Genomic DNA, 9,249 nt, shown 5'->3' with positions numbered 1-9,249 from the left:
GGCCTCAACCAATGTCTTGCAGAGAGGCCAACGATGCCGAAATCGGGCAGTTTGCGGCTCTGATAGCCGCCGATCCGACTTTTTGAGCCGGAAATCCACTGATGCCTGTGGAAAACTGGCTCGTGGGCTCGTTTTTCAGCAAACTCTTAGACAGGGCCTCTGTCCCCGGCTCCTAGCCCCAGCCATGCTCCGCCAACCAGCTGGCGCTGAGATCCTGCGCCGACGCTGCAGCGGCTGGTCTGCCCCCCGCCAGCAGGAGCCGCTCGGTGTACTTGGCCAGCAGATCCGCCTCCAGGTTGACCCGGTCGCCGAGCCGCCGCTCCGCCAGGGTGGTGGATGCCCAGGTGTGAGGGATCACGGCGATCCAGAAGCGGTCACCGCCGGGATCGCAGCCCGCCACCGTGAGGCTGATGCCATCAACGGCCACGCTGGCCTTCTCACAGATATAGCGGCCGTAGGCCGGGTCGTCCCAGGCCAGTTCCAGGCGCCAGGAGGCGGGTTCGCGGCTGATGCCCCGCACCCGCCCACCGCCATCGACATGACCGCTGACCAGGTGGCCGCCGAGGCGATCGGCCAGGCGCAGGGCCGGTTCGAGGTTGACGTGGGCCTGTTGGTCGGCCTTGGCGGCCAGGCCGGTTCGTGCCAGGGTCTCCGCACTGACATCGGCGCGGAATCCATCGGCGAACAGTTCGGCCGCGGTCAGGCACACCCCATCCACGGCGATGCTGTCGCCGAGGGCCACCGACCCCAGCGGCGCGCCGGCCTGCATCAGCCAGCTCACCCGCACTCCCTGGGGGCAGCGCTGCAGCCGACCCACGGCCTGGACCAGTCCGGTGAACATCGCCGCTCCGGTTCTGCTGGCCATAATCACCCAGGCAGAGGATCCTCCCAGGAGAAGCATCCGCATGGTGGAGATGCGCATCGCCGGGATCGCCCTGGATGCGGCCAGTCGGAGCCCGATCGTGCTGTTGCGCGATCCCTCCGGCCGCCGCCAGGTGCCGATCTGGATCGATCAGGCCCAGGCCCAGAACATCATGGCGGGCCTCAACCAGCAGCGTCCTCCCCGTCCGCTCAGCCACGACCTGATGGCCAACCTGATGGCGGTGGCTGGCCTCAGCCTGGAGCGGGTGATCATCCACACCATCGAAGACAACACCTTCCGGGCCGTGCTCAAGCTGCAGGACAGCGAGGGCGAGGCCAGCGAGCTCGATGCCCGTCCGAGCGACGCCATCGCCCTGGCCCTGCGCACCGGCAGCGGCATCTGGATGCTGGAGGAAGTGGTGGCCGACGCCTCGATTCCGGTCGATGCCGAAGCCGACGCCGAAGACCAGGAGGACTTCCGCCGCTTCCTGGAAACCACCAGCCCGGCCGAACTGGTGCGGCAGCGCCGCCGCGCCCAGCCCGACCTCCCCAATGGCCAACAGCTTGGGGAGGGTGGAGGGTCGAACGATGACGACACCACAGATCCCGGCGGATCCGGTGCCCCCTCTGCCGGCTGACACCGCTGACCGGTCCCTGGAGTCCGGTGGAAGCAGCCTGCGGCCCTTCGGGCGGGCGCGGCCGGTGTCGCCCTTCACCCTGGGCACGATGCGGGCCCTGGACAGCCCCGCCCAGATGGAGGCGGTGCTGCTGGCGGCCGTGGCGGCCGGCATCAATCACATCGAAACCGCCCCGGCCTACGGGCCGGCGGAAACCTTCCTGGGCCAGGCCCTGGCCGCCCTGGAACGACGTGACCGCCAGGCTCGCGCCCACCTGGTGCTCACCAGCAAGCTGCTGCCCGGCCCCGACCTGTCGACGGCCCAGGCCCAGCTGCGCGCCTGCCTGAAGCGGCTCGGGGTCGCCCGGCTCGACAACCTGGCCGTGCATGGCCTCAACACCGCCGACCACCTGGACTGGGCCTTGCGAGGGCCTGGGGCCGAGCTGCTCGCCTGGGCCGAGGGGGAAGGGCTGGCGGTCCAGGTGGGCTTCTCCAGCCACGGCAGCAACGATCTGATCGCCGCGGCCCTGGAGTCGGGCCGTTTCGGCTTCTGCTGCCTGCATCTGCACCTGTTCGATCCGCAGCGGTTGCCGCTGGCCCGCGCCGCCCTGGAGGCCGGGCTGGGTGTGCTGGCGATCTCCCCAGCCGACAAGGGCGGCCGCCTCTACGACCCGCCGCCCGAACTGCTGGCCGATTGCGCGCCGTTCCAGCCGCTCGAACTGGCCTATCGCGTCCTGCTTGAGCAGGGGATCTCCACCCTGAGCCTGGGGGCTTCCCAGCCCGGGGATCTGGCCTGGGCCCGCCGCCTGACGGCCGCCGCAGGCCCGCGAGGCCAGCTCAGCCCAGATGAGGTCGAGCCAGGGCCCGAACCAGCGCCAGATCCAGGCCCAGGTTCAGGTTCAGGTCCAGGTTCAGGCCCCACTGCGGTGGATCTGGCTGTGGAGCGGCTGCGGGCTTCAGCGGCCCAGCGGCTGGGCGAGGAGCGGTGCGGCCAGTGCCGGGCTTGTCTGCCCTGCCCCAGCGCCGTGCCGATCCCGGAACTGCTGCGGCTGCGCAACCTGGCGGTGGGGCACGGCATGGTCGCCCATGCCAGCGAGCGCTACAACCTGATCGGCCGGGCCGGCCACTGGTGGGAAACCCTCAACGCCGAGGCCTGCCGCCAGTGCGGCGCCTGCCTGCCGCGCTGCCCCCACGGCCTGCCGATTCCCGATCTGCTGGCGGATACGCATCGCCGCCTGGCGGCGGCACCGCGGCGACGCCTCTGGGGTTGAAGATCCCCTGAGTCCGGGTGCTGCATCAGGCTGCTGCCTCGCAGGGTTTCGCGGGGTTGCTTTCAAGGGCTTCAGGGGCTTCCTCTGTCCGAGGCCTCCCGACTTAGGGGGCTGACGCGTCCCAGAGGTTCTGGAGCATCAGCCTCTGGCGGACATCCAGGGGCGGCAAGGACCAGCAGCGGCGCAGCAGCTCCGGCCGAGGCAACAGCAGCTCAGCGGTCGGGCGCGGCAGCTTGGCCAGCAGGGGCTCCAGGGCCGCTCGGGGCAGTGGAGGCACCCAGCCGGCGATGAGCAGGCTCTGCAGCAGGGGCGGCTCGAGAATCGCCGCCAGCCATTCCAGTGGCGGCGCCACCGGATGGCCGGCAGGGCGCAGCAGCAGGTTCCAGGCCAGGGGCGCGCCGCTGGCCGGCAGCAGGATCCGCAGCCGTGGATCGCGGCGCAGCAGGGGAATCAGCCGCTGGGCGGGCAGCACCGCCGCCTCGGCATCCCCCGCCAGCAGCAGGTTGAGGCCGTCGCGGTCGTCGTGGGCGAGAGCCTGACGACGCAGCTCCCGCAGGCGATCCAGATCCACGGCGATGGCCTCCGGCCCGCCTGCCGCCAGTTGCATCACCAGCCGCGGGCTGGAGGGGAGCACCAGCTTGCCCCGCAGGGTGGGATCGAACAGCAGCGACCAGCCCTCGCGGCTGCGGGCCGCCAGATCGGGCCGGCTGCGCAGCACCAGCACCCAGGGGGTGAAGGCCCAGGGATAGGCCAGGGCCGGTGCCCCTTCCGCCTGGAACAGGCGACTCACGAGGGCCGCTTCCGGTGTGAGCCGGGCCAGCAGGGCTGGAGCCGCCAGGGGCTGCCAGCGGGAGGGGGGCAGGCTGGTGGCCCAGCCATCGGTCAGCTGCACCAGGGCCGCCTTGGAAAGGGCGGCGAGCACGGCGGCGGGATCCTCCAGAAGATGCGAGCGCCAGGGGTCCTGCAGGTGTTTCAACCAGGCGGCGGGCAGCTCGCCGCGGCCGGACAGGAGCAGCGGTCCATCACCCCGCTGGCAGGAGGCCAGCAGCGGTGCCAGAAGCGAGACCGCTGCCAGGGTGCGGGCCCCCCGGCCGGCTCCCTGAAGCACCTGGCGCCGGCTCCAGCCGGAGGCCGACGAGGAAGCCCGTGCAGCCGGGGTTGGTTCTGCTGCGTTGCCCATTCCGGCGACCCTAGAGGCGCCCCTCCTCCAGAAGAAGGCCACAGGCCTGGTCGCAGGCGGCCGCCAGATCCTCCAGATGGCCGCCGCTCAGCGACCAGAGCATGGCCAGGCCGCCGGCCCCCACCCCTTCCTTGACGTAGCCGTGCTCGTAGTCCTGCAGGGCGCGCTGGTGGCAATTGTGGAACCGCAGCTCTGAGGCGAAGGCCAGGGGTTGCACCTGCCACCGCGCCCCGATGCGGTTCAGAAGCTCCTGCAGATCGCTGTCTGCCTCCGCTGCCACCCAGGCGGTGGTGCCCAGAGCCACCCGGCCCACCAGGCGGCTGCGCTGATCGGCCGGTGTGAGCGCCAGGGCGATGGCCAGCACTGCCGCCATCTGGCTGCCTCCGGCCAGCAGCACCGGAGGATGGGCTGGATGGGATGGGGATACCTCGCCCAGGCCCTGCCCCACCTGCCCCACGTCCTCCAGCTGCCCCAGCAGCAGGCCCGCCGCCAGCGGCTGCATTGGATCCCCCACCGCAGCCAGAACGCTCACCGGATCGCTCGGCCCTTGCCCCAGTCCGGCTCGGGACAGTCCCTGGGCGACCAGATGTGTCTTGAGCGCATGGGCAGGCTGGTGCAGGCTGCCGCTCACCAGGCCTTCAGCGGCCACCCCAAGCCCCGTCAGCACCGCCTGGGCCGTGGTGGTGCCGCCAGGCACGCATTCGGCGATCACCAGTGGCCGGCTCCCCAGCCGTCGGCCCCAGCTCCGGCCCAGCTCCAGCAGCTGCTCCACGCGCCCCCGGTCCATGGCGCGGCCGCTGCTCAGGCAGGCCGCCGGGCCGCAGGCCCCTGGCAGACGCACATGCGGAACCGCCGGCCTCACCGGACAGCCCAGGTCGACCACCAGCGGGTCCATGCCCAGCGTCTGCAGCACCACATGGCCGATCAGGGCCGGACTGACGCCGGCCGGCAGCGGCGGCAGGGCATGGGGACGGTGTGCGGCGGGGCCGAGCCGCAGCAGCTCTGCATCCGCCGCGGCTGTGCTTCGCCGGGAGGCGGGAGTGGCACCGGCGGCGGAGATACCCGGCACTGCTGCCGTCTCGGTGGCGGCCAGCAGCAGCAGCACCTCGGTGGCCCGGCAGTTCACCGAGAACCGCTCCAGCCAGCCCTGGGCAACGCCGGGCTCGCCCGCCAGGCGACGGATCACAGCGGATCGAGGGCCACCAGGGCCCGCAGGGCCTCAGGGGGTTCGCCGATCGGCGACTGCAGCCGTGGAAAGATCCAGTAGGCCACCGCATGCAGGGCCAGAACCACGATCACGTTCTGGATCAGCACCAGCAGGAGGGCGGCCAGCTGGACCTGCAGCAGCTCGAAGCCCGCCCCCATGCCCAGGAGGCCGCCGATTCGCTCCAACAGGCCGGCGGCGGCGGTGGTGATCACGACCCAGAGGTTTTCCCCCACCAGCACCGAGAGCACCACCACGCGCACCAGGAAGCCGGCCGCGCCGATCAACGCACCCACCGACCAGGTGAGCCACCAGCTGGCCTGGCGCCGCCAGCCCCAGCCCAGCCAGAGGGCCAGCAGGCCATAGGGAAACAGCACCAGGGGGCCCCGGATCGGGCCCATCAGGGCCACCAGCAGCAACGCCGTGACCACCACGCCCTCGCTGGCGCAACGCCAACCATGGCGAAGCTGCAGCAGGGCCAGCGGCAGGGGCAGGGCGAGGCGGAAGAGGGGACTGCCTACCGGCAGGTAATACAGCGCCATCCACAGCAGCGCCGTGGCGGCGGCCAGGTAGGCGGTCTCCATCAGCTGGCGGGCCTGGCGCTGGCTGAGGGGCGGGTTGCTGCGCACGGGGAGACGGCTCAACGGGCTGCTGCGGACGAGGGGCTCATCGGGGGGCGGGCGCCGGGGTGCTGATCGGAGCGGCGGGGGCACTGGCTGGGGCGGCTGCCGGCACCCGCTCGATGCTCTCCACCTCAAACGAGAGACCGGCGGCGCGCAGGGCCTGCGTCAGGGCCTCGGCCGGCGCGGCGGGATCGGCCTGGGGCAGCTGGATCGTGACCCGGTAGGGAGCTGGGGTGGAAGGTCGCACTTCACTGGGTCCCTTGCCGGCTGGCTTGCTGCCGGCTCCGCCGGCAGCGGCGGTTCCAGCCGATGGATCGGCTGGGGCAGAGGTCGTCTTGGACGGGTCAGTCCTGGCTGGGCCTGGGGTCGGTGGTGCCGTTTTGCCCTGGCCTGCCTTTGTCTGGTCAGCCGGCACAGGAGTGGTCAGCACCGGTGTTTCCGGCGTGGTGCCGGCAGTGCTGGAGGCGGCGGCGGGAGTCCCTGTCCCGGCTGGATCGGTGTTGCCGACACCGGGGAAGCTGCCTGCCAGGCGAGCCCCGAGGGGGGAGCCGCTGCAGCCGCCGGCCAGCAACGCCAGCAGGCCTGCCGCCAGCAGAGGCCGGAGGGGGCCGTGAGCGGGAGTGCTCAACTGCCGGCCGCCTTGATCACTCGCACGGCACTGGCCCGCAGGCGACCGGTCTTGGTGGTGGCGGGGGGCTTTTTCGCCGCTGGTTTGGCTGCGGAGGTGCCGCTGGCTGCATTCTTGGGGGTTCCGGTTTTGGAAGCGGTGCCTGTCTTGCCGACACCGGTCTTGGCCGCAGTTGCTTTCGAGGAAGCGGTCTTGCGGCCCTTGCCCTTGCCGCTGGCCGCCTTGGCCCCCAGCAGCTCCACGGCCTGCTCCAGGGTGATCGTCTCGGCGGTGATGCCTTCCGGCAGGGAGGCATTCACCTTGCCCTGCTTCACATAGAGGCCATAGGGCCCATCGAACACCTGGATGGCCTCCTCGGCGCCCTCGGGCGTGCCCAGATCCTTGAGCGCCGTGCGGCCACCGCGGCCGCGCTTGGGCATGGCCAGCAGCTCCAGGGCCCGCTCCAGACCCACGGTGAGCACATCGTCTTCGGCCTTGAGGGAGCGGTAGTCCTTTTCCCCCTTGCCCTTGTCGTGCACCACGTACGGACCGAAGCGTCCCAGACCCGCCTGCACCTTGCCGCCATCGGGATGCTCTCCCAGCAGCCGCGGTAACCGCAGCAGGCCCAGGGCATCGGCGAGGCTGAGCTCCTCAGGCTTGACACCCTTGGGCAGGGAGGCCCGTTTGGGCTTGGGGTTCTCGTCGCTGACCTGGCCCTTCTGCACATAGGGGCCGTACTGGCCGAACAGCAGATAGACCGCTTCTCCGGTTTCAGGATCCTCCCCGAGGGATTCGGGCCCCTCAGCCTTCTGCTTGAGGATCAGCTCGGCCTTTTCCGCATCGAGATCACCGGGGGTGATCTCCTGGGGCAGGGTTGCCTTGAGCAGCTCTTCGCTGCCGTCTTCGCTGACGCGCTTGGTTTCGAGGTAGGCGCCGAAGCGGCCGATCCTCACCACGCAGGGCAGGCCCTCCAGCTCCACCGTGCGCGAGACGCCGGGGTCGATGTCCCCCTCCCTCTGCTGCACCTGGGTTTCGAGGCCGGTTTCGCCCTTGTAGAAAGCCTCGAGATACGGCAGCCAGGACACCTTGCCGTGGGAGATCTCATCGAGGGTGTTCTCCATGCGGGCGGTGAAACTCGTGTCCACCAGATCCGGAAAGTGCTCCTCCAGGAGTCCGGTCACGGCGAAGGCGGTGAAACTGGGAATCAGGGCGTTGCCCTGCTGAGTGGCATAGCCCCGGTCCACGATCGTGCCGATGATCGAGGCGTAGGTGGAGGGTCGACCGATGCCCTCCTTCTCAAGCATCTTCACCAGGGCCGCTTCGCTGTAGCGGGCGGGGGGCTGGGTCTGGTGGCCGAGGGCCTCCACGGCCTTGCAGGACGGGCTGTCCCCCACCGCCAGGGCGGGTAGCAGCACTTCCTGGCCCTCCAGGGCGGCATCGGGATCGTCGGATCCCTCCACGTAGGCCCGGAAGAATCCGGCGAAGTCGATCCGCTTGCCACCGGCGCGGAAGTTGGCGGTGCCGAGGCTGCCGCCGGCCGCCACCTCCAGTTCCACGCTCAGCATCGTCAGGCGGGCATCGGCCATCTGGCTGGCCACCGTGCGTTTCCAGATCAGCTCGTAGAGAGCCAGATCGCGGCCGTCCAGGCCGGTGTCGCTGGGGGTGCGGAATCGTTCGCCGGCAGGCCGGATCGCCTCGTGGGCCTCCTGGGCGTTGCGGGCCTTGGTGCTGAACTGCCGCGGTGCCGGGCTGAGGTAGTCCTTGCCATATTTCTCGCTGACGCAGCTGCGGGCGGCGGTGATGGCCTGATCACTGAGGTGCACCGAGTCGGTGCGCATGTAGGTGATGAAGCCCCGTTCGTAGAGGCCCTGGGCGGCGCGCATGGTCTCGCGGGCCGACAACCGCAGCTTGCGGTTCGCTTCCTGCTGCAGGGTGCTGGTGGTGAAGGGGGGCACGGGTCTGCGCACCGTGGGTTTCTCCTCCACCGTCTTCACCTTCCAGGTGGCGGCCTGCACGGCGTCCTGGAGCTGGCGGGCTTCGTCCTCGGCCAGCAGCTTCACGGTGCTGCCAGCCTTGATCGCACCGGTGGTTTCGTCGAAGTCACTGCCGCCGGCGATCCTTTCGCCGCGCAGATGGGTGAGTTTGGCCTCGAAGCCACTGCCGGCCTGTTCCAGAGCGGCCTTGAGGTCCCAGTAGCTGCCACTGCGGAAGGCCCGCCGCGCTCGCTCGCGTTGCACCAGGAGGCGCACCGCAACCGACTGAACGCGTCCGGCCGACAGGCCCCAGGCCACCTTCTTCCACAGGAGGGGGGAGAGGGTGTAACCGACCAGCCGATCCAGGATGCGCCGCGTTTCCTGGGCGTGCACCAGCTCCATGTCGAGCTCGCGGGTCTGGTCGAGGGCCCGGCCGATCGCCTCCTTGGTGATCTCGTGGAACACCATCCTCTTGACCGGCACCTTGGGGCCGAGCAGCTGCAGCAGATGCCAGCTGATGCTCTCGCCTTCCCGGTCTTCGTCGGTGGCCAGCAGCAACTGATCGGCGCCCTTGAGGGCCTCCTTGAGCTCCTTCACCACCTTTTTCTTGTCCTTCGGCACCACGTAGAGCGGTTCGAAGGCATTGGCCGTGTTGACCCCCAGATTGGCCCACTTCTCGCCCTTGTGGGCCGCCGGGATCTCGCTGGCGTTGTTGGGCAGGTCACGCACGTGACCCATCGAGGCCTCCACCCGGAAGTCCTTGGGCAGGAAGCCACGGATCGTGCGGGCCTTGGTGGGGCTCTCGACGATGACCAGGGTGTGGGCCACAGAGACGCGACGGACCGGTTCCCTCTTTATCGCATCGACCAGCCGGTTGCCGTGTGTCGCTTTCTCGCCCCCCTGTCAGGAAGCCT

The 9,249-nt window shown here is 70.2% G+C and carries 8 protein-coding genes; 2 read left to right on the top strand and 6 right to left on the bottom strand.

Annotated elements, in window-relative coordinates; all coding sequences use genetic code 11:
- Window positions 1–172: 172 nt before the first annotated feature.
- Window positions 173–841: a riboflavin synthase gene (locus tag VB777_RS03380; RefSeq protein WP_323247105.1), complete on the bottom strand. Its 669-nt coding sequence runs from the start codon at window positions 839–841 to the stop codon at window positions 173–175.
- 64 nt (window positions 842–905) lie between these two features.
- Here VB777_RS03380 and VB777_RS03375 point away from each other — a divergent pair, with 64 nt between their 5' ends.
- Both VB777_RS03375 and VB777_RS03370 read left to right on the top strand, forming a co-directional pair.
- Entirely contained in the window at window positions 906–1,499 is a 594-nt protein-coding gene (locus VB777_RS03375; protein ID WP_197159112.1) for a bifunctional nuclease family protein, read from the top strand.
- Between the two features lie 88 nt (window positions 1,500–1,587).
- Window positions 1,588–2,748, top strand: coding sequence for an aldo/keto reductase (locus tag VB777_RS03370; RefSeq protein WP_323247103.1), 1,161 nt, complete (start codon window positions 1,588–1,590; stop codon window positions 2,746–2,748).
- Between the two features lie 103 nt (window positions 2,749–2,851).
- Here the strand turns inward: VB777_RS03370 and VB777_RS03365 are convergent, their stop codons facing one another.
- The 5 genes from VB777_RS03365 to topA all read right to left on the bottom strand — a co-directional run bounded on the left by VB777_RS03365 (window position 2,852) and on the right by topA (window position 9,163).
- Window positions 2,852–3,856, bottom strand: coding sequence for a twin-arginine translocation pathway signal (locus VB777_RS03365; RefSeq protein ID WP_323247094.1), 1,005 nt, complete (start codon window positions 3,854–3,856; stop codon window positions 2,852–2,854).
- An 82-nt stretch (window positions 3,857–3,938) separates the two neighbouring features.
- Complete coding sequence (gene cobT, locus VB777_RS03360) at window positions 3,939–5,114, bottom strand: nicotinate mononucleotide-dependent phosphoribosyltransferase CobT (RefSeq protein ID WP_323247092.1); 1,176 nt, start codon at window positions 5,112–5,114, stop codon at window positions 3,939–3,941.
- Window positions 5,111–5,716, bottom strand: coding sequence for a DUF2232 domain-containing protein (locus VB777_RS03355; protein ID WP_197172212.1), 606 nt, complete (start codon window positions 5,714–5,716; stop codon window positions 5,111–5,113). Before VB777_RS03355 ends, cobT begins: the two co-directional genes overlap by 4 nt.
- An 82-nt stretch (window positions 5,717–5,798) precedes the next feature.
- Window positions 5,799–6,383: a hypothetical protein gene (locus tag VB777_RS03350; RefSeq protein WP_197172564.1), complete on the bottom strand. Its 585-nt coding sequence runs from the start codon at window positions 6,381–6,383 to the stop codon at window positions 5,799–5,801.
- Entirely contained in the window at window positions 6,380–9,163 is a 2,784-nt protein-coding gene (topA, locus tag VB777_RS03345) for a type I DNA topoisomerase (protein ID WP_323247090.1), read from the bottom strand. The genes VB777_RS03350 and topA overlap by 4 nt, the downstream gene beginning before the upstream one ends.
- Between the last annotated feature and the right edge of the window lie 86 nt (window positions 9,164–9,249).

It is taken from the genome of Synechococcus sp. CCY9202 (assembly GCF_034931685.1).
GTDB lineage: Bacteria > Cyanobacteriota > Cyanobacteriia > PCC-6307 > Cyanobiaceae > CBW1002.
Note: the sequence above shows the minus strand (reverse complement) of the source record. Positions and strands in the feature narration are given on the sequence as shown.